We start from the raw sequence: 25,197 nt of genomic DNA on the forward strand, positions 1-25,197 counted from the left end.
CGTACGGTGGGGAGCCGCCGGCCTCGACATGGCCCGTAGTGTGGGCGCGCAGCGCGTGGCCCCCCCCCCCCCCCCGACCACGCGGCCACCCGGACACCCGTCAGCGTGCCCCTGTGCTCCGAAGGATGGCCAAGTGCGAGAAGCCGTGTACATCGGGAGCGATCCGTCCCGGCGCCCCGACCTGGAAGCGTTGATGGGCTCCGTGGCCTGCGGTGACGAGCAGGCCTTCGCCGGTCTCTACGACGCCGTCGCCGGCCCGGTGCTCGGCGTGGTGCGCGCGGTGCTGCGCGACCGGGCCCAGTCCGAGGAGGTCACCCAGGACGTCCTGGTCGAGGTGTGGCGCACCGCGCCCCGCTTCGAGGCGGGGCGCGGCACCGTCATCAACTGGGTGCTCACCCTGGCCCACCGCCGCGCCGTGGACCGGGTCCGCTCCGCCGAGGCCACGGCCGCCCGGGACCACCGGGCGGCGTTGCTCGACCGGCTGCCCGAGTACGACGAGGTGACCGAACAGGTCGAGATCCGGCTCGAACGCGAGCAGGTGCGCCGCTGCCTGCGCACGCTCACGGAACTGCAGCGCCAGTCCGTGACGCTGGCCTACTACCGGGGACTGACGTACCGCGAGGTGGCTGCCCAACTGTCCCTGCCGCTGGGGACGGTCAAGACCCGTCTGCGCGACGGTCTCATCCGACTGCGTGACTGCCTGGGAGTGAGCGCATGACGACCACCGCCGACCTGCACACCCTGACCGGTGCGTACGCCCTCCACGCCCTCCCGGACCAGGAGCGCGCCGAGTTCGAGGAACACCTCGCCGACTGCGCGGCCTGCGCCGACGAGGTGGGCGAACTGGCGGCCGCGGCGGTCAGGTTGGGGCTCGCCGCCGCAGCTCCGCCGCACCCCGCGATGAAGGCGCGGGTCATGGCCCGGGTCCCCGCCGTCCGCCAGGACGTCCCGCGGGTACGTCTGCCCGCCCCGTCCCGCGCGCTCTCCCGCCGGCTCGGACACTGGGCGCTGGCCGCTTGTGTCGCCGCTGCCGCCGGGCTCGCCGGCACCACGGTCTGGCAGCACACCAGGGCCGACGACGCGGGGCGGCGGGCGAGCGTCTCCCGGCAGCGGGCGGACGACCTCGCGGCGGTCCTCTCGGCCCCCGACGTGGGATCCCGCCACGTACGCCTTCCGGACGGGGCGGCCGGCACGCTCCTCCTCTCCAGGAGTCGCGGTCAGGCGGCCTTCGTGGTCTCCGGGATGGCGGTACCGCCCCGGGGGAAGGTCTACCAACTCTGGTTCGACGACTCCGGAACCATGCGGCCGGCCGGGCTGATGGACCCCGGCCGGGCCACGCAGGCCGTGCTGTTGGACGGTGCGCCCGGCGGGGCCTCCGCGGTGGGCATCACGGTGGAACCGGCGGGCGGCTCGGCCCGCCCGACGTCGGCACCGGTCGCCCTCATGGAGTTGCCCGCCTGAGTGCGGAGTCGGCGGTTCGGGCGCGGAGTCGGCCGTCCGGGTGCGGGCGAAGGAGTGCGGTGGGGCCCGCGGTCGGGGGGTGTCGCCCGTCGTGGGTCGGGAGCATCACCCCCGCGGATTGGGTCAGTTCACCGTAAAGAACCTTGACAGTCGATTGGTCTAGTCCAACGATGGTCGCTGTTCGCCCCTGGTCCAGCGGGAGCCCTCCGGCGCGCACCTGCCCGGCAGGACTCCCGCGGTGATGCCCTTCCGCTCTTCCCGCCTGCTCTTTTCCACCATGGGAGCGTCAATGAGACGACCTGGTCCGCTTCGCACCTTGCTGTCCTGCATGACCGTGACCGCCCTGTCCGCCGGGCTGGTCGCCCTCGGCGGAGGCGGCGCGCTGGCCGCGGCACCGGCCCCCTCGCACGCCCCGAAGCCGCTCCCCGCGCACGTGGCGGCGCCGTACTTCGAGGCGTGGACCGGCGAGAGCCCGGCGGCGCTCGCCGCCGCGTCGGGCAACAAGTACCTCACCATGGCCTTCCTCCAGACGGACGCGCCGGGCTCGTGCACCGCGTACTGGAACGGCGCCACCGCGCAGCCGATCGACAAGGCGTCCTTCGGAGCGGACATCGCCAGGATCCAGGCCCGCGGCGGCAACGTCATCCCGTCCTTCGGCGGCTACAGCGCCGACACCACCGGCACCGAACTCGCCGACAGCTGCACCAGCGTCGACGCCATCGCCAAGGTGTACGAGAGCCTCGTCACGACGTACGGCATCACCCGGATCGACCTCGACATCGAGGCCGACTCGATCAACAACACGGCCGGGGTCGACCGCCGCAACAAGGCCATCGCGAAGGTCCAGCGCTGGGCCGAACGCACCCGCCACCACGTGCAGTTCTCCTACACCCTGCCCACCTTCGCGAACGGTCTCGCGCCCAGCGGGGTGGCCCTGCTGCGCAACGCGGTCGACAACGGCGCACGCGTGGACGTCGTCAACATCATGACCTTCGACTACTGGGACGGCGCCACCCACGACATGGCGGCCGACACCAGGACCGCCGCGACCGGACTGCACGACCAACTGGCCGCGCTGCACCCGGAGAAGTCCCCGGCGAAGCTGTGGAACACGATCGGCGTCACCGCGATGCCCGGTATCGACGACTTCGGCCCCGAGGAGACCTTCACCACCCAGGACGCCGTCACGGTCGAGAAGTGGGCCGCCGCCAGGGGCATCAACACACTCTCCTTCTGGGCCCTCCAGCGCGACAACGGCGGCTGCGTGGGCACCGCGGGCGCCAACGCCTGCTCCGGAATCGCCCAGGACACCTGGTACTTCAGCCACGTCTTCGAGCGGTTCACGCGCGCGGCCCACTGAGGTCCACGCGCGGCGTCCGCCGACGACCGCGATCGACGTACGGCGGTTCACTCACAGCGGTTCACGTACGGCGGTTCACGTACGGCTGTCCGTACACGGTGATCGCCGGCCGCTCGGGCCGGCGCGCGCCCAGCCCCGCCGGGGCCCGCCCGGGGAATCCGGACGGGCCCCGACGGCATGCCGCCCTGCTCCGCCCCTTTGCCCTTCTGCTCCGTTCCGGCGCGTCCGGCCGTCTCACATGCCGTACGGACTCGACGGGGGAGCCGTCCTGCGGAGGTCGCGCAGGAGGGGCGCCGGCACCGGAGTCCTGGGCGGTCCGAGGAGCAGGGGAGCGGCGCCGGTGCGGGCGAGGAGCCGTGAGGTCTGCGGGGAGGGGTGGTGCAGCCGCAGCGACGCGCTCGCCGTGGTGGCGTGCTCCGACGCGTCGAGGAAGACCTTCAGACCGCTGTCGTCGCACGAGCCGAGCGGGGTCAGATCGACGTCGATGGTGCTGATGCCGTCGTCCAGGCACCGTTCCAGGGCGGCGCGCACCCGGGGCGCCGTGGCCGGATCGATCTCACCGGCCAGGGTGATCAGAGCCCGGTTCCGCCGGTCGTGCCGGTAGATGGTCAGACGCGGTAGGGACATGGCGCCTCCGTTCCGTGGACAGCCGCAGGTCGTGGCACGTCGCTTCGAAGGTCGCGTACGGCTCGAAGGTCGCGGACATGAGGCGGACCCCCCGGGCCGCCCTGGCTCCGCGGTCCGGGTCTCGTCACTCGCCGGGAACGACCCCGGCGTGGCAGCCGGTGCACGGAATACTCCCGGTACACCTCACCGTACTCCTCCCGGCCCCGGCCTCCTCGTGCCGGAAGCGCCCGGTGTCGCGGCGGCCGTCGCGACCGGCAGGAGTACCGTGGGGAGGCCGAGGGCAACTCGTATGCCGGTGGTCGGACCGGTCTCGTCCTCGCCGCGATGCAGACACGGGCCGCTCCGGTCCGGGGCAGGTTCCGCCCTATGACATCCGAAGGCGCACATCGGCCGCCCGGTCCGCAGCGCGCAGACTCCTCCCCGCACGCCGACGCCCCGACGGACGCGCCGGGCCGGGTGGAGGTCCGCATCACCTCCCGGGACCCCGAAGCGGCCCGTCGTGTCGCGGACGCGCTCCGGGTCCTGTTCGCCGGTGACGAGCAGCGCAGCTATCCGGACGGCCCCGCGGGCACCGGCACGCGGCTGCACCTCACGCTCGACGCCTCGCACGCCGCCGGTCCGCTCCGTCCCTGGCTCGACACGAGCAGGCCGTCCGCCGACCGTACCCACCGGGGCGAGACCGTCTGAACGGCGCGGCCGCCGAAGCCACCCCGATCCCCGATCCCCGACCCCAGATCCCCGTCCGCGCACGTCTCTCCGCACCTCTCTTCGCACCTCTCTTCGCACCTCTCACGTCCCTCCGCATCTCCCACCGCACCCCACTCGCTCCCACCGCGCTCCAGGAGTTCCGATGGCCCTCGCCCCGCCGCCCCGGCCCCTCTCCCCGGTGGGTGTCCGCCTGTGCCTGGCGGCCCAGCCCGAGCATGGCCGCATGCCCCGGCCCATCGACGGCGCATGGTGGCCCCGTTCGTACGACCTGACCGCCGAACTGCCCCGGCTGCTGGCGGGACTTCCGCGCTCCTGGGGGCGGATCGAAGGCGTTCTGGTCGACGGGGCCGAGTGGTCCCCGTTCCCGGGCCGGCTGCTCGTCGCCGGCGAGGTCGTACGCCTGCGCCGGACGACCGCCCGGCACGCCCCGCCCACCGTCTGTCTGGTGGCTCCCGGCCGAGGCCGCTGGGACCTCGTCGTGGTGCCGCCCACCGCCACGGAGGAGGAGGCGGCCCGGCTCATGCAAGGCGCTGCGGGCGCTGTGGGGGACGGCGTGGTGTGAGCGGGCCGGGGGCCGTTCGCGATCAGGGTCCGTGAAGGGCGGCCCGATCCGGTCGTCACTCCCCCCGGAGCTTCGCCGTGGCGAACTCCCTCATCCCGTCCTCGAACCCGACCTCGGCCTTCCAGCCGAGTTCGGCGCGGAGACGGGAGGAGTCCGCGGTGATGTGGCGTACGTCCCCGAGGCGGTACTCGCCGGTCACCACGGGTTCGGGCCCGCCGTACGCGCAGGCCAGCGCGCGTGCCATCGCCCCGACCGTGTGCGGCTCCCCGCTGCCGGTGTTGTACGTGGTCAGCGCGCCGTCCCGGGATCCGGACGTGAGCGCGGCCACGTTCGCGGCGGCCACGTCCCGTACGTGCACGAAGTCCCGCCGCTGTCCCCCGTCCTCGAAGACGCGCGGGGCCCGGCCGTGGGCGAGGGCGGACCGGAAGAAGGAGGCGACGCCCGCGTACGGGGTGTCGCGGGGCATGCCCGGGCCGTACACGTTGTGGTAGCGCAGCGACACCGCCGAACCGCCCGTGGCCCGGGCCCAGGCCGCCGCCAGGTGCTCCTGGGCCAGCTTGGTCGTCGCGTACACGTTGCGGGGGTCGGCGGGCGCGTCCTCGCCGACCAGCCCCGGGGTCAGTTCCTCACCGCACCGTGGGCACCGGGGTTCGAACCGTCCCGCGTCCAGGTCGGCCACGCTCCGGGGCCCCGGCCGCACCACCCCGTGCCACTCGCACGCGTACCGCCCCTCCCCGTACACCACCATGGAACCGGCGAGCACGAGCCGCCGTACCCGTGCCTCCGCCATGGCGGACAGCAGTACCGCCGTACCGAGGTCGTTGCGCGACACGTACTCCACCGCGTCGCCGAACCCCGTGCCCAGCCCGACCATCGCCGCCTGATGGCACACGGCGTCCACGCCCGGCAGCGCGGACGCCACCGCCCCGGCGTCGCGCACGTCCAGACCGTCGCGCAGGTCGAACACGACGGGTTCGTGGCCGTCTCGCGCCAGCGCCTCGACGACATGGGACCCGATGAACCCGGCACCGCCGGTGACCAGTACACGCATGCTCCGCACGCTAGGCCCCGGACCTGCGTCGTCGCAGCGCCGCGCCGGTCATGTCACCGCTCCGTAAGACCTCGCCGTCCCCGGCCGCCACCGTCGCCGGGAGCCGGCGCCGACGGCTCCCGATCCGACGGCCAGGGGCTTCACTCATGTGCCGGACCAACTGATCAGCCCACGAGGAAAGTTGGCCTCCGGTGCATGTGTCGCACCGATAGCAGCCCAGGATGCCTTCCCCGACAAGCCGCCGCTGCTTGGTGACCGCCCTGCTGGTCGTGGGATCGGCCGCGCTCGGTTACTGCGTTCTGCAGCCCGTGCGGGAAGCTTGCGCGATCACCCCCGGGCCGTATGGCTCCACGTTCAGCCCGAACGGCGAGGCCTCCGGCAGCGGCCGGTGCGGCGAAGAGCGAACACGCTTCATGACCTGGCTCGAGGGGTAGCGCACCCGGCCGGCCGAGCCCCGTTCGCCGCCGGTGTCAGTGGTCGTCGCGGATGCTGGTCGCGATGCCGTTGCTGATCACGACCTCGGCGCTGAAGCCCTTCTTGGCGGCCGTCTCCAGCTCGTCCTCGGTGCACTTGGTGCCGTCCTGGCCGGCTTCGCCTGCGGCACCGCAGATGTCGTCGTAACCGACGATCTCGGTGTCCTCGGCGACGAGGAACTCCTGCTCGACGCCCTTCATGTCGGAGACCGTGTACTTGCCCGGAGCGAGGAAGGAGACGTTGCCGAGCCAGGTGCCGTTGACGCCCTTGCCCTTGTCGATGCCCTCGACGGCGGTGTCGCGGGATCCGGAGCCGGTTTCGGAGTCCGATCCCGAGCCCGAGCCGGAGCCCTGCTGGGCGGGGCGCCGCTCGGTCACCAGGGTCGCGATGCCGTTCTTCATCTGCACGTCTGCGCCCACCGCGGCCTTCTTGGCCGCCGCCTCCAACTGGTCCAGCGTGCACGGCGCGTCCACCTTGGCTCCCGCCTCGCCGCAGATCGTGCCGGTGCCGTAGACCTCGGTGTCGTCGGCCACCCAGAACTGCTGGTCCTCCTTGCCCGGCGCGGACACGATGTACTTGCCCGGGGCGAGGTAGCTGACCTTGCCGTTCTTGAACGACCCGCTGACGCCCTTGGAGCTCGTGGAGCTCTTGGAGTTCTTGGAGTTCTTGGAGTCCGAGACCTTCTCCGCGACGGCCGTGGCGCCCGTTCCGCTCTTTCCGGACGAGTTGGCGTCCGTGCCGCTCTGGCACGCCGTCATCAGCAGCCCGGCGGTGATCGCGACGGAGGCGAGGACGGCCTTGCGCAGGTGGCGGTTCATCACGGGAGGTTCCTTCCGGCGGGGCGGTGGGGAGCCGACGGCGTCGCCGGTCTCCCGCTCTGTGTCGACTATGAGGGCTTCCCAGGTCCGCAGGTCACGGCCGTCGTCCCTTCCGGACGCCGTCGTGGCAGGGCCGTGACACGGCAACACTTCGGCTGCGGAGGGCGGTTGGACGACGCGCCGCCTTGCGGGGGTACGCGAGGGAGGGCGAGCCGGGGTGCACCGGCCGGGGCCGGCGGCTCCGGTGGTTCCGATGACTCCGGTGCTTCCGACGGCCCGTCGGCTCAGCGCACGGGAAAGCCGAAGGAGTAGCCCTGCTCCTTGAGCCAGGGCAGGACACGGCGCAGCGCCGCGACGGTCTGGGAGCGGTCGCCCCCCGCGTCGTGGAAGAGGAGCGTCGGCCCGTTCGGGAGTTCCTGCTGGACGGTGGTGACGATGGCGTCCGTGCCCGGCCGCTCGAAGTCCTTGGTGTCCACGTTCCAGCCGAGCGGACGCATGCCGTGGGAGGCGGCGAGCTTGCGGCTGTCGGGGGTGAAGGCGCCGCCGGGGGCCCGGTAGTACATCGGCCGGACGCCCCCGGACGCCTTGGTGATCATGCGTTCGGCGTCGAGGATCTGCTGGGAGCGGTAGGCCGGGGACTTCTTGTCCATGGTGGTGTCGTGCGACACGGTGTGGTCGCACAGCCGGTGCCCGGCCGCGACCACCTTCTTCACGAGGTCCGGGTGGGCCTGCGCCTGCGTCCCCACCATGCAGAACGTGGCCTTCACCCCGTACTCCCGCAGCACGTCGAGGACTTGGGGGGTCCATTCGGGGTCGGGGCCGTCGTCGACGGTGATGTTGACGCCGCGCGCGCCCTTGTCCGATGCGTGCGCGATGGTCATCGCGACCGTCTTGACGGCACTGGCCGGCGCGGCGGGCGCGGTCGCCTTCGACGAGGCGCCGGCCACGGCGCCGGCCTGCGCGGTCCACACCGAGGCACCGACCGCGAACACCGTCACCCCGAGCGCCGCCCCGACCACCTTGCCGTACCAGCCCCGCGTTCCGCCGTGCCGCGCCATGTCCGCCCCGCTTTCGCCCAGTGCCCCGTCGATCCCCGATCGCGTCGCGACCACTCGGCAGGACGACGGATGCCGGTCACGGGATGCGCCCGTTACGGATCACGGACAATCCCGGAGACGTTCACGGACAACCGCGCCGGGGCCGGACGGCGGAGTCCCGCCGCTCGGACGCGGTGGGCGTCCGCCGGCACGCCATGGGCGACGCCGTACGGAGTCAGGGCGATGACGCCGGTGCCTCGCGACGGTGTGCCGGCACCGATGTCGAGGGGGCCGGCACCGAGGGAGCGGGCGATGTCCGGGGCGAGGTCGTGGGCGGCCCACCGCCATTCGTCCTCGTCGTCCCGGCTCTCCCGCGCGGCGTCCCAGTCGGGGCGCGGGCCCAGTACGTGGGGACGGACCGTTCGTCCGGGCAGACCGTCCCACGGTGCGGTCGTGCACGCCGCCTCGACAGGCACCGTAGGCGGTCCGGTGGACGGTCCGCTCGGTGCGTGGTGATCGCCGGGGCCGGTCAGGCGGGCCGGTCGGGGCCCCGGGAGAAGGCCGTGTCACCGGCCGTCGCTACGAGCGCGTCCTCGACGAGCAGCACGCGCGGCGGGTAGCTCTGCACCTTGTCCCCGGGGTCGTCCAGCGCGGAGGTGCGCCAGACCTCCGCTCCGGTGCGACTGTCCAGCGCCAGCAGACGGCCGAAGCGGTTGGAGAAATAGACCCGCTCGTACCTCGCCGACACCGTGGGCGCGGACAGACTCTCCATGTCCGTCCCCTTCTGCCAGAGCGTTCTGCCGTCGTCCGCCGACACCGCGGTGACCGACCCGTCGGACCGGACGAAGTAGACGACGCCGTCCACGAGGGTGGCCGCGCCGGTCAGCGGGTGCGCCAGCGGTATCCGTCTGACCTGCCCGGTCTCGGGGGCCACCCGCAGCAGCGCGTTGTACGGCCGTTCGTACCCGGCTTCGTACACGTCCTTCGCGGTCTGGGGGGCGAGGAACAGGGGTTGCCCGCCGACGGCGCCGAGCGCTTCCGCCTTCGTGGGCAGTGTGGCCGTCCCGGTCAGGCTGCCGGGTCCGAGCTTCATCAGCTCGACCGGTGCCCGGCCGGGCTCGTTGCCCCGCGAGCACAGGGCGTAGGGGGCGCCTCCCAGTGCCGACGGAGTGCAGTACTCGTCCAGCGAGGGCGTCCGCCACAGTTCCTTGCCGGAAGACCCGTAGGCCACGAACGTCGAGTAGTCGGGAGACAGGGTCAGCAGACCGCCGTCGTACAGGACCGCCTCCTCGGACGGGTTGACGTCGCGTCGCCAACGCCGGTGCCCGGTACCGGCGTCGAGGGCCACCACGCGCCTCGTCCGGTCGTCCGGTTCCTCGTACACGTAGACCAGTCCGTCGCGAACGCCGACCGGCTGCGCCCCCTGAGGGCGGGTGCCGGTCCGCCACAGGGTGCGACCGGAGGCCGCGTCGATCCTGGCGGCCGTGAAACCCGTACCGCCGCAGAACAGGGCGCTGCGCTCCGCCACGCATCCGGGGCTGTCGTAGTCGAGGGGGACGCCCTTCACGTCGTACCGCAGCTTCGTCCGCCACGGCCGCCAGCCGTCGGGCAGGGACGCGGCCCGGGCGCCGGGCGTGGCGGTGGCGCTCGCGGTGGCGGTGCCCGAATCGGACGCGAAGTCGGCCACCCCGATGCACAGCCCCGTGACGGCCAGCACCGCACCGAGGCCGGTGAGCAGCGTCCGGGTCCGGCGTCGCCTGCCGGTACCGACGCCGGTCGCGGCACCCGCGGAGGTGGTGGCCGCGCTCCCGGGAGCGGGTCCGCGCGGGGGTTTCGCGGACTGCCCGGTCCTCGGGGACCCGGTGGCGTCGGACTCCGGCAGCGCCTCGAGCATGCGCTGGATGTCCGTCAGTTCCGGCCGTGCGGCCGCGTCCTTGTCCAGGCAGCGCTCGACGATGCCCAGGAGCGCTTCGGGCACGCCGCCGAGGTCCGGGGTCCCGAACACCACCTGATAGCCGGTTATGTACGGGCTGTCGGCGTCGAACGGTCCCGTGCCGACGGCCGCGAACACCAGCAGCGAGCCCAGCGAGAACACGTCCGAGGCCGGGGTGACGTCCCGGGGAGAGGCCAGCTGTTCCGGTGACATGAAGGGCGGAGTGCCGATCATCCGCCCGGTCGTGGTGAGGCTCTGGTGGTCGGCGGCCCGCGATATGCCGAAGTCGATGACGCGCGGCCCGTCCTCGGTCATCAGGACGTTGCCCGGTTTGAGGTCCCGGTGCACCAGGCCCGCCCGCTGGATGTCGCGCAGCGCCTCGGTGAGCCCCAGCCCCAGCGCGCGCAGTTCCCGCAGGCTCAACGGGCCGTCCCTCTGCACGACTTCGGCAAGGCTGAGGCCCGGCACGTAGAGCGTCGCCATCCACGGCTGGTCGGCGTCCGGGTCGGCGTCCACGACCGGCGCGGTGAAGGCGCCGCTCACTCTGCGCGCCGCCTCGATCTCCTGCCGGAAGCGCGTCCGGAACTCCTCCTCCTGGGCGTACGGCCCGCGCACGAGCTTGACCGCGACCTGCCGCCCCGAGGCGGAGACTCCCCGATAGACGACTCCCATGCCGCCCGCCCCGAGCCGGCCCAGAAGGGTGTACCCGCCTATGGACTCCGGGTCCCCGCTGCTCAGGGGCGTCATCGCCGATCATCCTCCCCAGCGCCTGCCTGCCTCACGGGGATCACAGTAGGGCCTGCCGTCCCGGAAACGGAGCCGCGCCCCTTCCGCACCGGTGTCCCCGTGCCGTGGTCGGGGACGGCCGGCGCCCGGGCCGTCGCCGGCCTGTCCTTCCGCGACGCGTGGGACGTGCCGGGGACGTCGGGCATGGGACGGGCCCGGACGAGACGCGTCGTCCGGGCCCGTCGTGCGGTGGCGGAGCCGGGCTCAGAACAGGCCCTTGTATCCCTGCCGGCCGGTGGCGGTCCTCGTACGGCCGCCGAGGGAGCCGGCGCCGTTGCCGTTGTTGCGCCAGACGTTGCCGGAGGTGTCGCGGTGAGACCACGTCGGCTCTGCCGTCGCCGGTGATGTCCCCCACGCCCACGATCACGTCGTACGACGAGCCCCAGTCGTCGAAGACCTTCACGCGGGCCCTGAACGTGCCGCTCGCCGTGCCGTCGTAGCGCCACTGTTCGTTCGACCTGCCCTGGGCCGGCAGGTCTCCGTGACCGTCGCCGTTGAGGTCACCGGCACCCACGACCTTCTGGTACCCCGTCCACTTGGACGCGATCTTCACCTTGGCGGAGAACGTGCCCGTGCTCGTCGCCTCGCAGAGGTAGACGTCGCCGGTCGAGGACTGGCGGGCGATCAGGCCGGACCTCTCCGGGGACGGTGGGCGAAGGCTCGGAGAGGCTTGTGCGTGCGTCATCGAGCCGCGGGTCATGGACGCGCGGCACACGTGACGTTCGGACACCCCTCGGGCGAGTGGCCGGATCCTGGCATTTTGCCTGCGCATGACCTGTGGGCCGGGTGGTGGGTCCTTCTCCGGTACCGATCCGGCGGACCGGAGTAGTGCGCGTGCAGTAGAAGGGATTGCCAGCAGGCGCACGACGACGGAACAGCCCTGGTCTTGGAGTCTTGTGGAAGATTCCCGAGACCAGATGTGGAGATTCCCTGTCATGGCGTCCTTCCTCTACCGGCTGGGCCGGACGGCCTTCCGGAAACGCCGTTGGGTCCTGCTGCTGTGGGTGGCCGTCGTGGCCGTCGTCGGCTTCAAGGGCCTCACCGCCGCCGCCGGTGCCGACGACTCGTCGTCGATGCCGGGGATCGAATCCCAGAAGGCCTTCGACCTCATCGACCAGCGCTTCCCGGGAACCGCGGCCGACGGGGCGAGCGCACGCATCGTCTTCGTCGCGCCCAAGGGACAGAAGGTCACGGCCGCCGGCAACCGGCGGGCCATCGAGCGGACGGTCGGCGATGCCGCTGCCGGCAGCCAGGTCGCGAGCGCGGTCGACCCGTTCCGGGCGAACGCGGTCAGCAAGGACGGGAGCACCGCCTACGCGACCGTCACCTACGGAGTGACGGCCAAAGACATCTCCGACGGCAGCAGGAACGAGCTCCGGCAGGCGCTGAGCGACGCGAAGGAGGCCGGCCTCACCGTCGAGACCGGCGGCAGCGCCGTGGGCGCGCAGACGGAGGCCGGCGGCGTGGGCGAGGCCGCGGGTGTGCTGGTGGCCGCGCTCGTCCTTCTGGTGACCTTCGGATCCATGGCCGCGGCCGGACTGCCCCTGCTGACCGCCGTCATCGGCGTGGCCACCAGCATGCTCGCCATCACGGCCCTGAGCAGTGCCTTCGGCCTGTCGTCCGCGACGGGAACCCTCGCCACCATGCTGGGCCTCGCGGTCGGAATCGACTACGCGATGTTCATCGTCTCCCGGTACAGGGAGGAGCGAGGCAGGGGCCATGCCCCGGGGGAGGCAGCCGGGCGGGCCACCGGTACAGCCGGTTCCGCCGTCGTCTTCGCCGGGCTCACCGTCGTCGTCGCCCTCGCGGGACTCTCGATCGTCGGCGTCCCCATGCTCACGAAGATGGGGCTCGCGGCCGCCGGCGCGGTCCTGCTGTCCGTGATCATCGCGCTGACGCTGGTTCCCGCGCTGCTCGGGTTCTGGCCCAACGCGGTCCTGCCCCGGCATCTGCGCCGGCGTAACCGCGAGGCCGGAACACCGGACGAGCCGCACCTCGCGACCGCCACAGGAGCGGCAGCCGGCATCAAGGAATCGCGGTGGGCCCGCTTCGTGCTGCGTCGCCCGCTGCCGGTCCTCCTGCTGTCCGTCATCGGCCTCGGAGCACTCGCCCTGCCGGTCGCCGACCTCCAGCTGGGCACCTCGGGCGACGAGGCCAAGCCCACCTCCACCACCGAACGACGTGCCTACGACGCCCTCGCGGACGGTTTCGGCCCCGGCTTCAACGGCCCGCTGACCATCGTGGTCGACGCTCAGCGCGCCCCCGACGCGGCCGGAGCGGTGAACACCATCGCGCAGAGGATCGCTTCGACGGACGGCGTCGTGTCCGTGTCCAAACCGCGCTTCAACCAGGCCGGGGACACCGCGATCATCTCCGCCACGCCGTCCACCTCGCCCACCAGCGAGGAGACGAAGAACCTCGTCCAGACCATCCGCGGTGAGCGCCCGGGACTGGAGACGGCGACGGACGCGACGTTCCAGGTCACCGGGACGACGGCGGCCAACATCGACGTCGCGCAGAAGATGCAGAGCGCGCTGATCCCCTACCTGGCCGTCGTGGTCGGGCTGGCCTTCCTGCTCCTGCTCGTCGTCTTCCGCTCCGTCCTGGTGCCCGTCAAGGCGGCCGTCGGATTCCTCCTGTCCGTCCTGGCCTCACTGGGCGCGGTCGTCGCGGTGTTCCAGTGGGGCTGGGCCGCCGACCTCCTCGGCGTCGAACAGACCGGCCCGATCATGAGCATGATGCCGATCTTCCTCGTCGGCATCGTCTTCGGCCTGGCCATGGACTACCAGGTCTTCCTCGTGTCCCGCATGCGGGAGGCCTACGTCCACGGCCAGACCCCGGGCCGCGCCATGGTCACCGGCTTCGGCCACAGCGCCCGCGTCGTCGTCGCGGCGGCACTGATCATGTCGAGTGTGTTCTCCGGCTTCGTCACCGCCGGGGAGTCGATGATCAAGATGATCGGCTTCGGTCTCGCCATCGCCGTTCTCTTCGACGCGTTCGTCGTCCGCATGGCGTTCGTACCTGCTGTCCTCGCCCTCCTCGGCCACCGGGCCTGGTGGCTGCCCCGATGGCTCGATCGCATCGTCCCCCGCGTCGACGTCGAAGGCGAAGCGCTCACCCGGAGCGACACCCCCGCGACACAGCACGACGAGAAGCCACTGGAAACCGCCGGGATCTGAGTACACCCGGGTGAGGGCCGCCCGATGTCGTCGGGCGGCCCTCACCGGCCTTCACCGGTGGATGCTCCACCATGAGTCCGACAGCCACTGCAACCGGAGACCGCGATGCCCAGCGCCGCCCGCCGTTTCGCTCTCGACCACCCGCACGTCATCGACGCGGCCCTGCTGACCTCCGTGCTCGCCTGCGTGGCCTCCGCGAGCTTCCTCGGCACCTGGGACGTGAGGGAACCGATCGCCTGGTGGCCGGGGCTGGTCCTGGGCGTCGTCGCCACCACCGCCCTGCTGTGGCGACGAACCCGCCCTCGTCCGGTCGTCGTCGTCACAGGGGCCTGCGCCATCGCCGCGGTGAGCCTCGGCTACCTCACCACCATGCTTCTGCTCGCCCCCGTCATGGTGGCCCTGTTCTGGCTGGCGCTCCTCGACGAGCGCCGGACCGCCCACCTCTTCGGCCTCGGGGTGGTGGTGCTCATGGTCCCCATCGCGATCGTGCGGGCGCCGCGCTACGCCAGCTTCATCATCGTGACCCTGAACCCCGCTCTGGCACTGCTCCTCCCCGTCGCCTGGGGTTCCGCTCTACGGCTGCGCCGCGCGTTCACCGACTCGCTGCGGGCCCGCGCCGAACACGCGGAACACACCCGCGAGGAGGAGGCACTGCGCCGAGTGGCGGAGGAACGTGTACGCATCGCCCGCGAACTCCACGATGTCGTGGCCCACCACCTCACCCTCGCCAACGCCCAGGCGGCCACCGCCGCGCACCTCATCCGCGACGACCCCGAACAGGCGGAGCACTTGCTCACCGGCTTGAGCGGCACGACCGCCACCGCCCTGCGCGAACTGAAGGCGACGGTAGGGCTGCTGCGCCGCCCGGAGGACTCCGACTCGCCTCTCCAGCCGGCCCCGAAACTCGAGCAGCTCCCCACCATGGTCGCGGCCCTCGCGACCGCGGGACTCGATGTCACCGTCACGACCGAGGGAGTGGTCCAGCCGCTCTCCCCGGCCGTGGACCTGACCGCCTACCGGATCATCCAGGAGGCACTCACCAACGTCTCCAAGCACGCTGGAACCCCTACGGCACGAGTGACCCTGACCTATACGGACGACGTACTGAAGATCGAGATCACCAACGAGCGAGGACACCCTGCCACCACCGCCCCGGCGTCCGTGAACTCCGGGTTCGGACTCATCAGCATGCGGGAACGCGCCCTGTCCGCCGGAGGCCGGTTCACCGCGGGTCCCCGCCCCGACGGTGGGTACACCGCCGTCGCCGAGCTCCCCCTCAACTTCTGATCCGGGAACCCCATGACCATCCGAGTGCTCCTCGCCGACGATCACGCCCTCCTCAGGGACACCTTCCGCATCCTGATCAATTCCGCCGACGACCTGGAAGTCGTCGGTCAGGCGTCCGACGGCGCGGAAGCCATCACCCTCGCGGGGAGTCTCCACCCCGACATCGTCATCATGGACATCCGCATGCCCGGCACCGACGGCCTGGCCGCCACGACCGCCATCTGTGCCGACCCCGCCCTCTCGGGCGTACGCATCCTCATCCTCACCACGTTCGAGACCGACGAGTACGTCGCCCGCGCGCTGCGCGCCGGAGCGAGCGGGTTCCTCGGCAAGGACGTCACGGCGGACGTGCTCCTCGCCGCGATCCGCACCGTCGCGGACGGCGACGCCCTGCTGTCCCCGGCCGCCACCAAGATGCTCGTCAGCCGCTTTCTCGTCACACCTGAGCCGGCCTCCGACACGGGGCTGCCGGAACAGATCAGCTCCCTCACCGCACGCGAACGAGAAGTGATGATCATGGCCGCCCGCGGTATGTCCAACACGGACATCGCGGACACCCTCTGTCTCAGCCCGCTGACCATCCGCACCCACGTCCAACGCGCCATGACCAAACTCCACGCCCGCGACCGAGCCCAACTCGTCGTTGCCGCCTACCAGTCGGGACTCGTGAGATCGGGACCACCCGCCACTCCCTGACTCCCGCCGGGGACAACGGGACCGAGGGCGCGCCTCGCTCACCGGTCCGGACAGCAAAGAACCCCCGGGTCGTCGACCTGGGGGTTTCATCGGTTTGCCTGGAGCGGGTGACGAGAATCGAACTCGCACTCTCAGCTTGGGAAGCTGATGTTCTACCACTAAACTACACCCGCGTAAGACGCCGGCCGAGCCGGTGTCGAATGCCCGCTCACTCTACCTCATGCCTGGCCCCCGGCGCTGAAGCCGTGGGGCCGGTGCGCGTTTCGGGGGGTGGACACGGCTGCGGGGGAACGGAGTTGGGGCGTACGGTGAGGGCGTGGGCGAGGGGCCCGGCGGGGTCGGAGTGCCGCCTGGAGAGCCGTCCCGTTCATCCCGTAATGTGGCTTTCGTCGTCGGTCACGCCAGTGCCTGACGCAGGCTCTTGGGGAAGGGACTCTGTGGACTTGATGGAGCGCACCGTCGTCCGATGTGCCGAGGGGCACGTGTTCAGCACCGCTTCGTTCCCGATGCAGAAGGCCGAGCGGCTCGGACCCGGTCGATTGATCCGGTGTCCGCGGTGCACGCGGCTGCGGAACGTCGTTCCGGTGGCGTTGGAGAAGCACTAGCGGCAGTCGCCGAGCGGTCTCGGCAGCGTGTAGCCGTGGGGCTGTCCACAATTGTGGGCAGCCCCACGCGTATCCTCGGGGCGTGCTTCTCTCAGACAAGGACATCCGGGCCGAGATCGACGCCGGACGGGTGCGGATCGCGCCCTACGACGAATCCATGGTGCAGCCGTCGAGCATCGACGTGCGGCTCGACCGCTACTTCCGGGTGTTCGAGAACCACCGCTACCCCCACATCGACCCCTCGATCGAGCAGGCGGATCTGACGCGGCTGGTCGAGCCCGAGGGCGACGAGCCGTTCATCCTGCATCCCGGGGAGTTCGTCCTCGCCAGTACGTACGAGGTCATCACGCTGCCGGACGACCTCGCCTCGCGGCTCGAGGGCAAGAGCTCCCTCGGGCGGCTCGGCCTCGTCACGCACTCCACCGCCGGGTTCATCGATCCGGGCTTCTCCGGGCACGTGACCCTGGAGCTGTCCAATCTCGCGACGCTGCCCATCAAGCTCTGGCCGGGTATGAAGATCGGGCAGCTGTGCATGTTCCAGCTCAGCTCGCCGGCCGAGTTCCCGTACGGCAGCGACCGGTACGGCTCCCGCTACCAGGGGCAGCGCGGACCGACCGCCTCCCGGTCCTTCCTCAACTTCCACCGGACCCAGGTGTGAGGGCGTGAGCATGACCGGAGCGCGCGAGAACCTCACCTACGAGCGGTTCGGGACCGCCGTCCGTGAGCTCGCCCAGACCATCGCCGACGACGGGTACGAGCCGGACATAGTGCTCTCCATCGCCCGCGGGGGTGTCTTCGTCGCAGGCGGCCTCGCGTACGCCCTGGACTGCAAGAACATCCACCTGGTGAACGTGGAGTTCTACACGGGCGTCGGGACCACGCTCGACATGCCCGTCATGCTCGCTCCCGTCCCCAACGTGATCGACTTCTCCGACAAGAAGGTCCTGATCACGGACGACGTCGCCGACACCGGCAAGACGCTCAAGCTCGTGCACGACTTCTGCGTCGACACCGTCGCCGAGGTCCGCAGCGCCGTGATCTACGAGAAGCCGCACTCGCTGGTGAAATGCGAGTACGTGTGGAAGCGGACGGATCAGTGGATCAACTTCCCGTGGAGCGTTCTGCCTGTAGTACGTAAATCCGGCGAGCCGGTCACCCCCTCGAAGGAAGCCCTCTAGTCGCAGGGCGGAAGGCGGCGACGCGTGCTTGCCGGCGTCTCACTGGCGCCCGCCCCTACGGGCCGCCACCCGTGTACGGCGCCCCGTCCATCCCGGAGTCCGAGCGCCCCGCCAGAGGCATGCATGTTCTGAGGCGCGGGTTCGATCACTATCTGGGGTTGCCTAGAGAACGTGCGGGTCAGCGCGAGTTCGGCCGTTCAGGCAAGTGAGTCACGTAGCGCGGTCTGATCGGTGGTCCGGCTGGGTGCGAAGGGCCGGCGGAGGCTTTGGGCGGCGGGCCGTGGTGTGGGGTCGCGTGGTCACGGGGTGCCCCGGCGTCGGTGGTCCGAGGGTGGGCGGCCGGCGCCGGGGCGTTCGTCATGCCGGTGTGCGGTTACCGGGGGCAGGGACGGTGGCCGTGGTCGGCCGGTCCTGGCCTGGCTTTTCCGTGACCCGGCTTGCCGTGGTCGGGCTTTCCGTGGCCCGGGCAGGGCACGACCCCGATCGCCACCCCGAACGGGAGGTCGCCGACGGGGATGGTGGCCACGACGGCGTTGGTGGCGGTCTTGATCACGGACACCGAGTCGGCGTTGGCGTTGGTGACGTAGGCGCGGGCGCCGTTCGGCGACACCGCAACCTCTCGAGGCGCATGGCCGACGGGGATGGTGGCGACGACCGTCTTCTTCGCCGTTTTGATCACGGACACCGTGTCGTCATCGGCGTTGACGACGTAGGCGCGGGCGCCGTTCGGCGACACCGCAACCCCCTGGGGCGCATCGCCGACGGGGATGGTGGCCACGACGGTGTTGGTCTTCGTCTTGATCACGGACGCCGTGTCGTCGTTCAAACTGGTGACGTAGGCGCGGGTGCCGTTCGGCGACACCGCCACCCCGAACGGGTAGGCGCCGACGGGGATGGTGGCGACGACCGTCTTCTTCGCCGTTTTGATCACGGACACCGTGTCGTCATCGGAATTGGTGACGTAGGCGCGGGTGCCCTTCGGCGACACCGCCACCCCGATGGGAGCAGCGCCGACGGGGATGGTGGCGACGACCGTGTTGGTGGCGGTCTTGATCACGGACACCGTGTTGTCGCTGAAGTTGGTGACGTAGGCGCGGGTGCCGTCCGGCGACACCGCCACCCCCAGGGGCTCACGGCCGACAGGGACGGTGGCGACGACCATGTCGGTCGCGGTGTTGATCACGGACACCGTGTCATCGGCGCGGTTGGTGACGTAGGCACGGGTGCCGTTCGGCGACACCGCCACTTCCCACGGCGCAGCGCCTACGGGAACCGTGACCGCCACCGTTTTCGTCCGTGTGTTGATCACCGACACCGTGTTGGCGTGGAAGTTGGTGACGTAGGCGTAGGTGCCGGGCGGCACGGCCTGGGCGGGCTGCGGGGCCACCATGGGCACGGCCAGGCCGGCCACTACGACGAGACCTGCCACCAGCGTCCGCAGCAACCCACCCCACCACGAGCGACGCACTCGAAGATCAGGCGGCGCCGACGACGGGAGGGTCTGCTGCGCGCCCACCCCCCTCACGGTTTGACAGGTAGTCACAGTAATCCTCTCGACCGGGCTTGACGGAATAGGACGTATTATGACAGTTCGTCATATTCAGTACGGCGGAGACGCGCCACCGCGCCGACCATCGGCCGGGGCGATCGCCTGGACGGTCGTGCGCCCCACCGAGACCGCACCCGGTAGGGTGCCGCGACCGAACCGGAGGATCCGGGGCGCGGAGGTGGGCGACTGGAGACCCAGGCACGGTGAGCACGACGGGCCGGGAGGGGCACCCTCCGCCGACGATCACTCGGCAGAAGGATCCGCTCAGGAATTCGTTGATCCGGCGCAGGGCGGCGCACCCACAACGCTTACGCACATGCCGTACGCCGTACGTGCCTGACGAGCCCTCGGATACCCGTAACACAGGTACGAAGAGGGCCACTTGCCCTACATGACTGCTGCCTCGCCGGCACCCGGGACAACAATCGCCGCATCTCCCACCGCGTCCGTGTCTCCACGGCCTGTGGGGTCCGATGCCGTGCACATGCCGGCCTCGCGTTCGTCGTGTTCCGGCTGATGAGGGGAGCGCTGATCTGTGCGTATGGCGTCTGCGCGACCACCCTCACACAGGCACTGATGCCTGGAGCGTTCTGCCTCCAGTGCATGAGTCCGGTGGGGCTGCGAAGGAGAACCGGGAAGCTCTCTGAGCTGCGTGCCGTGATGACGGTCGGGTGGAGGAAGAGTCGCCCGCACCGGTCGTCCTGGAGGGGGATCAGGGGCGGTGCTCAGTCGCCGTCGCCGGCGCGACGGGCCTTGGCGAACCCTCCGCCGCGGACCAGAAGCACCGCACCGAGCAGCACGAGCCCCAGAGCTACGGTGGAAAGCACCATCGTCGCTCCGGAAGAGAAGCCAAGGAGCCTGGGTCCTTCGTTCAGGACGGGGCCGCCCGCCATCGCTATCCAGCCCCAGCCGGTTTTGGGCGACGGCGCGTACGCCGCGGTTCCCCGGCCGTTCAGGGTCAGCACGCCCAGAAGCACGAAAACGCAGCCGGAACCCAACACCATCCACGCGGACATGACATCCCTCCGCGGGAAGGCTACGCCCTCGACCCGCCACTGACCCCAGCCCCCATCCCGTCCGCCGTCGACAGACGTGCCGACGGGTGAGGACGCCCGGAGCATTCGTCGCGACGGCGTCGCCTCGGACCGTCGTTCCGTTCTACTCCCACCCGACGAACACGTCGTCGCCGGCACCGGAGAGGTGCGGAGTCAACGGATCCGCCCATCGGGGCAGTCGAATTCCTCGTCCCTCCGTCAGGGCGACGAGGAGGTCTCCGAACATGTGCGACAGGTTGTCCCACACTTTCTCCGGCCCCTCGTTGTCCCCGCCGTGCAGACCGTGGAGCACGTTCCCGAACCGGTCTCCCTCACGGTGGTCCACGATGAGCTTGCCTCCGGTGATGTCCGTGGCGATCGGAACCCACCGGACGTGGAACAAGTACCCGTAGGCTCCTTCATAGATGTCCCGCAGCCCGGGGTCCTCCGACTCGTTCTCGTCGACCCACTCGGCGATCGCCTCCTCCTGCGAGCGCTGGCCGGCACGCATTCCGTCGGCGCTGTGCAGGATGAATCCCTTGGGAAGGATGACACCGGGACCGGCGTGGCCCTTCGTCGCGGTCACCCCGTCGTGATGACCCAGCCACGTCACCAGATCAGGGTGCAGGGGGAACCGGCGATCGGCGACGGCGTCGATGTCGTCCTGTACCGCAGGCGGGTTCAAGGCGGCGTGGTCGGCGGGCGCGTTGGCCTCCAGCCACGCGTCGAGGCGAGCGAGGACACCATCGAAGCCATCGGTCATGCGGCAACTGTAGGCATCGAACCCGCATTCGAGACTCGCTCCGGCGGCCTTGGAGTGTTCCGCCTCCCGTACGCAAGGCAGGGGGAGCCGATCACGCCGCCGTGGACGGACGCGCGGGCGGTCACCGGCCGAGCGGTCAGCCGGAACCCGTCGCGCTCGGGCGAATGTCGTCCAGACTGTCGACGATCGTCACGGACGGCGGATTCGACGGCGCGGGCACCTGAATGAGAATGGGGACGTAAACCACTTCCCCGTGTCTGAACTCGGCCTTCCAGGAATTCCGGTAGCACACGGTCTCATTCGGGCTGCCGTGCGTCGCATAACATCGAAGTGCCGACGGTGCCGATGTCGTGGACGCGGTCTGCGCATTCTGGGAAAGTGCGTCGGATTCACCTGCTGACGCGCCCCACGCGCCCAGTGCCATACAGCAGCAGGCCGCCGTCAGACCGACACTCCGCAAGGCTGCTTTCTTCATTCCCATCACCCTGAAAGCTGAAGCAAGCTGCGAGTGCAATGATTTGTCCAGTGTCGCACGGCGGGGATACATCCGTCGGATGATCTCCGCGTCCCCGGTGTCGATCAGTGGGATCGATCAGTGGGACGGAAAAGCGGGTCGGGCCCGCCCTATCTGCGGTCGGACTGGTGGAGTTTGCGGGCGGCTTCGTGACGGGTGTGGACGCCGAGTTTGTTCAGTACGGCGCCGACGTGATGCCCGGCGGTCTTGGGGGTGATGTAGAGGCGGGCCGCGATCTCGGCATCTGACAGGTCCTCATTCAGCAGCTTCAGGACGTCCAGTTCCCGGTTGGTCAGCCCGTACGGATTGGCACGGGTGGCCGCCCGCGGGCCCCGCCGGATCGGGCGGACGCCGCGGGCACGCATCACGGCGCGGGTGCGCGCCACGGCCGGCCGGGCGCCGAGGGACTCGAAGACGGCCAGGGCCTGGTGCAGCGCGGGTGCGTCGCCGGACAGGCGGGCCAGCGCGGCGTCGTACGGGCAGCCGAGCGTGTCCCACAGTGCCGCGGCGCCGGCCCAGTCGCCGGCCAGTTCCAGCGCATGGGGTTCGGCCGCCGGCACCTGCGGGGGCGTGCCTCCGGCGCGGCGGATCCAGCAGGCCAGCGCCCCTGACAACCAGGGGTGGCTGCGCCCCGCCAACGCGTCCAGGCCGCGTCGTGCCTCCGCCCGCACCCGCTCGTGGTCGTCGGCCAGCCAGGCCGCCTCGACCCGGGCCTCCCACCCGAGGCCCGTGGCCATCAGGCAGTCCGGGTCGACGAGGTTCGCCGCCTCATCGAGCAGCGGCCACACCTGGGCCTTGCCCTGACGGGCCCGCACCAGTCCCAGGACGGTGAAGGCCAGGGCCCGGACGACCGGTGGTGAGTTCGGATGGGACAGAACCTTCTGCGCGGCGTCGGCCGACTGGGTCCACAGGCCCCGGTTCAGCAGCCCCCAGCTGCCCCAGACCCTGGTGCACAGCAGGTGGAACAGCAGGTCGTGGTCGAGGCAGTGGGCTTCCGCCCGGCTCACGGCCGCGGTGGTCCGGTCGACGTCACGCTGGAGTGCGGCGAACCAGCACATGACGAGTGCCAGGGAGGCCGCGTCCGCCGGTGAATCCTGTGCCATCGCGTGGGACACCGCCTGTTCGCAGTCCTCCCAGCCGCGGTGTTCGACGCCCTCAGGTCCGTGCCCGGCGCTCAGCATCCGTGCCACCGCGGTGTGGAAGCGCGCCTGGACGACCACTTCGGCGTCGCCGAAGCGCTCACCGAGAGCGATCGCCTTCTCGGCGTGGGCGGCGGTCACCGCCACCGCCTCGTGCTCGTAACAGGCCAGTTGACAGAGGTTCAGGTACGCCCACGACAGTTCCCGGCTGGGTCCCAGCTCTTCGAGCACCCGCACCGCGTCCAGGGCGGTCTGCCGTGACTCGGCGGTCCGTCCGGCCGGCCACAGCCAGTACGACAGCCGGCTCAGGTTCTCGCCCTCCCGCAGCCGGTCGCCCGCGGTACGGCGCAATCGCGCCGCCGTACGGCGGGAGTCGACCCCCTCGTCCAGCCGGCTCGACAGGAGACAGGCCTGCGCGTGTCCTTCCAGCAAGCTGGTCCGCTGGTCGGACGGCAGGTGGTCGGCGTACCGCAGGGCGCGCGCGTACTGGGCGGCCGCCTCCCGGTACGCGCCCGTCGCGGCGGCGTGGGCGGCCGCCGCGGGCGCGTACTCCAGCACGGCGGCCGGGTCCCCGGCGGCCTCGGAGTGGTCGGCCAGCAGCGCCAGGTCGTCCGCGGCGACCGGGCCGGACCGCATCGCCGCCAGAGCCTGCCCGTGCACCCGCAGGCGGAAGGCGGCGGGGACGGCCTCCAGCACCGCCAGCCGGGTCAGTTCATGGCGGAATTCGGTCGCCTGTCCGACGGTGCGGACGATTCCGCAGGCCACGGCCTCCTCGAGCGCTTCTTCCGGGGCCGGTAGCACGCCGGCCAGCAGCGGCGGCGAGACCCGGTGCCCCAGGACGGCCAGTACGTCGACGACCGTGCGGGCCGCCGCCGACAGACCGGCCAGGCGGCCGGCGACGGCCTCGCGCACCGTGGCCGGGATGGTCTCGGCGGGGGCGGCCAGGATCTCGGTGACGATGAACGGGTTGCCGGCGGAGAGGTGGTAGAGCTGCTCGGCGTCGACGGAGTGACCGGTGGCCAGCCGGGCCACGGCCGGGCGGCTCAAGGGGATCAGGTCGTGGCGGTACACCCACGGATACCTGGCCAGAGTGCCGAGGAGAGCCGTCACATGGTGGGTGCGGCCGATCTCGTCGTCGCGGTACGTGGCCACCACCAGCGCCGGAACGCTCGTCAGGCGCCGTGCCAGGTACCGCAGCAGGTCCATCGTGGCCTCGTCGGCCCAGTGGAGGTCCTCCACGACCAGCAGGCTGGGACAGACACTCAGGTCCGCGAGCAGGGACTCGAAGACCTCGTCGGGACGGCAGGTGCCGGCCGCCACCCCGGTCAGGGCGTTGCGCACGGCCGGCCCCAGGCGCGGGGCCAGGTCCATCAGGGGTCCCAGGGGGCGGGGCGTGGCCAGCGGGTCACAAGCGCCCAGCAGCACCCTGACGCCGGGATCGGCCAGTTGGGCCAGGTGGTGGACGACGGTGGTCTTGCCGATACCGGCCTCGCCTCGGACAAGCGCGAAGCGTCCAGGGCCGCTCACGGCCGCCTTCAGGTGACCGGCGAGGTCCTGGAGCACGGCCTCTCGCTCTAGTAGGTCCATCACCAGCCATTTTCCCTCCGTGGCCGGAGCCGCGCAAAAGATCCAGATCGGGCGGGACAGGTCTGCTGGTGGGGTGCTGTCGCGATCGCCGGGGCGGGATGTGGGGTGCGCCGGAAGGGCATGTGGGGTGTACCGCGGCGGAACTTGGGGCGTTCGCCCGATGTGTCCGCTGTTGCGGCGGAGCATGCTGGCCAAGGAGTTCCAGAAACCGGGTCGCCCCCGGTCCGCGCCTCAAACCGACCTGCGCCGAGAATGCCGCGCAACCGCGCCTCCGAAATGTCTCTGGCAGTTGATCCGGCTCCATCGTCAATACGAAGGGTGCCGTTGTCTGTCGAGACGGATTCCGGAGTCCGGAATGGTGGGAGTGCCAAGCCGTCTCGCTGAGCCGGCCGCACGTTTTGCGGAGAATGAATCCCGTAATCCAAATCGAGTCGCGAATCGGCAGGACCCACACCGGAAAGGAATCATCATGCTCAACAAGATCGCCAAGCGCGCGGCAATGCTGACCGCATCGGTTGCCCTGGCTGCGGGTGGCGCAACCATGCCCACTGTCGCCTTCGCTGCTCCGGCACCTACAGGAACTCACGCGACGGCGCCGAGCGACAACAACAACAATAACAACAACAACAACCGAGGCCGGGGCAACAACAACAACAATAACAACAACAACAACCGAGGTAGGGGTGCGAACAACAACAACAATAACAACAACAACGGAGGTCGCGGGAACAACAACAATAACAACAACAACAACGGAGGCCGCGGAGCCAACAACAACAACAATAACAACAACAACGGCGGAGGCGGGAACAACAACAATAACAACAACAACAACGGAGGCCGCGGAGC

General features: G+C 70.8%; 22 protein-coding genes and 1 tRNA gene. 11 read left to right on the forward strand and 12 right to left on the reverse strand.

Going from position 1 to position 25,197, the window contains the following annotated elements; all coding sequences use genetic code 11:
• The first annotated feature begins 133 nt into the window (after window positions 1-133).
• From ACFV2J_RS28115 to ACFV2J_RS28125, 3 genes are all read left to right on the forward strand, one after another.
• A complete protein-coding gene (locus ACFV2J_RS28115; protein ID WP_385085849.1) occupies window positions 134-718 on the forward strand; it encodes a sigma-70 family RNA polymerase sigma factor in 585 nt (194 codons plus the stop codon).
• Entirely contained in the window at window positions 715-1,461 is a 747-nt protein-coding gene (locus ACFV2J_RS28120) for an anti-sigma factor domain-containing protein (protein WP_385085847.1), read from the forward strand. Before ACFV2J_RS28115 ends, ACFV2J_RS28120 begins: the two co-directional genes overlap by 4 nt.
• A gap of 328 nt (window positions 1,462-1,789) precedes the next feature.
• The gene (locus ACFV2J_RS28125) at window positions 1,790-2,821 is read left to right on the forward strand and encodes a chitinase (RefSeq protein WP_385085845.1); all 1,032 of its coding nucleotides are present in this window, start codon (window positions 1,790-1,792) and stop codon (window positions 2,819-2,821) included.
• A 234-nt stretch (window positions 2,822-3,055) separates the two neighbouring features.
• Here the strand turns inward: ACFV2J_RS28125 and ACFV2J_RS28130 are convergent, their stop codons facing one another.
• Window positions 3,056-3,448, reverse strand: coding sequence for an STAS domain-containing protein (locus ACFV2J_RS28130; protein ID WP_385085843.1), 393 nt, complete (start codon window positions 3,446-3,448; stop codon window positions 3,056-3,058).
• Between the two features lie 366 nt (window positions 3,449-3,814).
• On the opposite strand from ACFV2J_RS28130, the gene ACFV2J_RS28135 reads away from it, so the two are divergent.
• A complete protein-coding gene (locus ACFV2J_RS28135; protein WP_385085841.1) occupies window positions 3,815-4,135 on the forward strand; it encodes a hypothetical protein in 321 nt (106 codons plus the stop codon).
• A gap of 163 nt (window positions 4,136-4,298) precedes the next feature.
• On the forward strand, window positions 4,299-4,718 hold the full coding sequence (locus ACFV2J_RS28140) for a DUF5994 family protein (protein ID WP_385085839.1): 420 nt from the start codon (window positions 4,299-4,301) through the stop codon (window positions 4,716-4,718).
• A 55-nt stretch (window positions 4,719-4,773) separates the two neighbouring features.
• On the opposite strand, the gene ACFV2J_RS28145 is transcribed toward ACFV2J_RS28140, so the two are convergent.
• The 5 genes from ACFV2J_RS28145 to ACFV2J_RS28165 form a co-directional block, all read right to left on the reverse strand.
• Entirely contained in the window at window positions 4,774-5,769 is a 996-nt protein-coding gene (locus ACFV2J_RS28145; protein WP_385085837.1) for an NAD-dependent epimerase/dehydratase family protein, read from the reverse strand.
• A 470-nt stretch (window positions 5,770-6,239) separates the two neighbouring features.
• Entirely contained in the window at window positions 6,240-7,061 is an 822-nt protein-coding gene (locus ACFV2J_RS28150) for a hypothetical protein (RefSeq protein ID WP_385085859.1), read from the reverse strand.
• A 284-nt stretch (window positions 7,062-7,345) separates the two neighbouring features.
• On the reverse strand, window positions 7,346-8,119 hold the full coding sequence (locus ACFV2J_RS28155; RefSeq protein WP_385085857.1) for a polysaccharide deacetylase family protein: 774 nt from the start codon (window positions 8,117-8,119) through the stop codon (window positions 7,346-7,348).
• Between the two features lie 92 nt (window positions 8,120-8,211).
• The gene (locus tag ACFV2J_RS28160) at window positions 8,212-8,574 is read right to left on the reverse strand and encodes a hypothetical protein (protein ID WP_385085835.1); all 363 of its coding nucleotides are present in this window, start codon (window positions 8,572-8,574) and stop codon (window positions 8,212-8,214) included.
• A gap of 53 nt (window positions 8,575-8,627) precedes the next feature.
• Window positions 8,628-10,778: a PQQ-binding-like beta-propeller repeat protein gene (locus ACFV2J_RS28165; RefSeq protein WP_385085833.1), complete on the reverse strand. Its 2,151-nt coding sequence runs from the start codon at window positions 10,776-10,778 to the stop codon at window positions 8,628-8,630.
• Between the two features lie 974 nt (window positions 10,779-11,752).
• Here ACFV2J_RS28165 and ACFV2J_RS28170 point away from each other — a divergent pair.
• The 3 genes from ACFV2J_RS28170 to ACFV2J_RS28180 all read left to right on the forward strand — a co-directional run bounded on the left by ACFV2J_RS28170 (window position 11,753) and on the right by ACFV2J_RS28180 (window position 15,979).
• Complete coding sequence (locus ACFV2J_RS28170; protein ID WP_385085831.1) at window positions 11,753-13,996, forward strand: MMPL family transporter; 2,244 nt, start codon at window positions 11,753-11,755, stop codon at window positions 13,994-13,996.
• A gap of 105 nt (window positions 13,997-14,101) precedes the next feature.
• On the forward strand, window positions 14,102-15,283 hold the full coding sequence (locus tag ACFV2J_RS28175) for a sensor histidine kinase (RefSeq protein ID WP_385085829.1): 1,182 nt from the start codon (window positions 14,102-14,104) through the stop codon (window positions 15,281-15,283).
• Window positions 15,284-15,295: 12 nt separating this feature from the next.
• Window positions 15,296-15,979: a response regulator gene (locus ACFV2J_RS28180; protein WP_385441258.1), complete on the forward strand. Its 684-nt coding sequence runs from the start codon at window positions 15,296-15,298 to the stop codon at window positions 15,977-15,979.
• 99 nt (window positions 15,980-16,078) lie between these two features.
• Here ACFV2J_RS28180 and ACFV2J_RS28185 read toward each other — a convergent pair.
• Window positions 16,079-16,152 (reverse strand) — tRNA-Gly (locus tag ACFV2J_RS28185).
• Between the two features lie 514 nt (window positions 16,153-16,666).
• On the opposite strand from ACFV2J_RS28185, the gene dcd reads away from it, so the two are divergent.
• On the forward strand, window positions 16,667-17,242 hold the full coding sequence (dcd, locus tag ACFV2J_RS28190; RefSeq protein ID WP_266700445.1) for a dCTP deaminase: 576 nt from the start codon (window positions 16,667-16,669) through the stop codon (window positions 17,240-17,242).
• Between the two features lie 10 nt (window positions 17,243-17,252).
• Entirely contained in the window at window positions 17,253-17,762 is a 510-nt protein-coding gene (locus ACFV2J_RS28195; protein WP_385085855.1) for a phosphoribosyltransferase, read from the forward strand.
• A 373-nt stretch (window positions 17,763-18,135) separates the two neighbouring features.
• On the opposite strand, the gene ACFV2J_RS28200 is transcribed toward ACFV2J_RS28195, so the two are convergent.
• The 5 genes from ACFV2J_RS28200 to ACFV2J_RS28220 form a co-directional block, all read right to left on the reverse strand.
• Window positions 18,136-19,206, reverse strand: coding sequence for a beta-propeller fold lactonase family protein (locus ACFV2J_RS28200; RefSeq protein ID WP_385441261.1), 1,071 nt, complete (start codon window positions 19,204-19,206; stop codon window positions 18,136-18,138).
• Between the two features lie 830 nt (window positions 19,207-20,036).
• Window positions 20,037-20,327, reverse strand: coding sequence for a hypothetical protein (locus ACFV2J_RS28205; RefSeq protein WP_385094439.1), 291 nt, complete (start codon window positions 20,325-20,327; stop codon window positions 20,037-20,039).
• Between the two features lie 142 nt (window positions 20,328-20,469).
• Entirely contained in the window at window positions 20,470-21,108 is a 639-nt protein-coding gene (locus tag ACFV2J_RS28210; RefSeq protein WP_385094436.1) for an SMI1/KNR4 family protein, read from the reverse strand.
• 136 nt (window positions 21,109-21,244) lie between these two features.
• Complete coding sequence (locus ACFV2J_RS28215) at window positions 21,245-21,583, reverse strand: hypothetical protein (protein WP_385094434.1); 339 nt, start codon at window positions 21,581-21,583, stop codon at window positions 21,245-21,247.
• A 149-nt stretch (window positions 21,584-21,732) separates the two neighbouring features.
• On the reverse strand, window positions 21,733-24,348 hold the full coding sequence (locus tag ACFV2J_RS28220; protein WP_385441269.1) for an ATP-binding protein: 2,616 nt from the start codon (window positions 24,346-24,348) through the stop codon (window positions 21,733-21,735).
• A gap of 469 nt (window positions 24,349-24,817) precedes the next feature.
• Between ACFV2J_RS28220 and ACFV2J_RS28225 the strand changes: the two genes are divergently transcribed.
• On the forward strand, window positions 24,818-25,197 hold a 380-nt coding region (locus ACFV2J_RS28225; RefSeq protein WP_385441265.1), incomplete at its 3' end, for a hypothetical protein.

The organism is Streptomyces sp. NPDC059668 (genome assembly GCF_042734135.1).
In the GTDB taxonomy this organism is placed as follows: domain Bacteria; phylum Actinomycetota; class Actinomycetes; order Streptomycetales; family Streptomycetaceae; genus Streptomyces.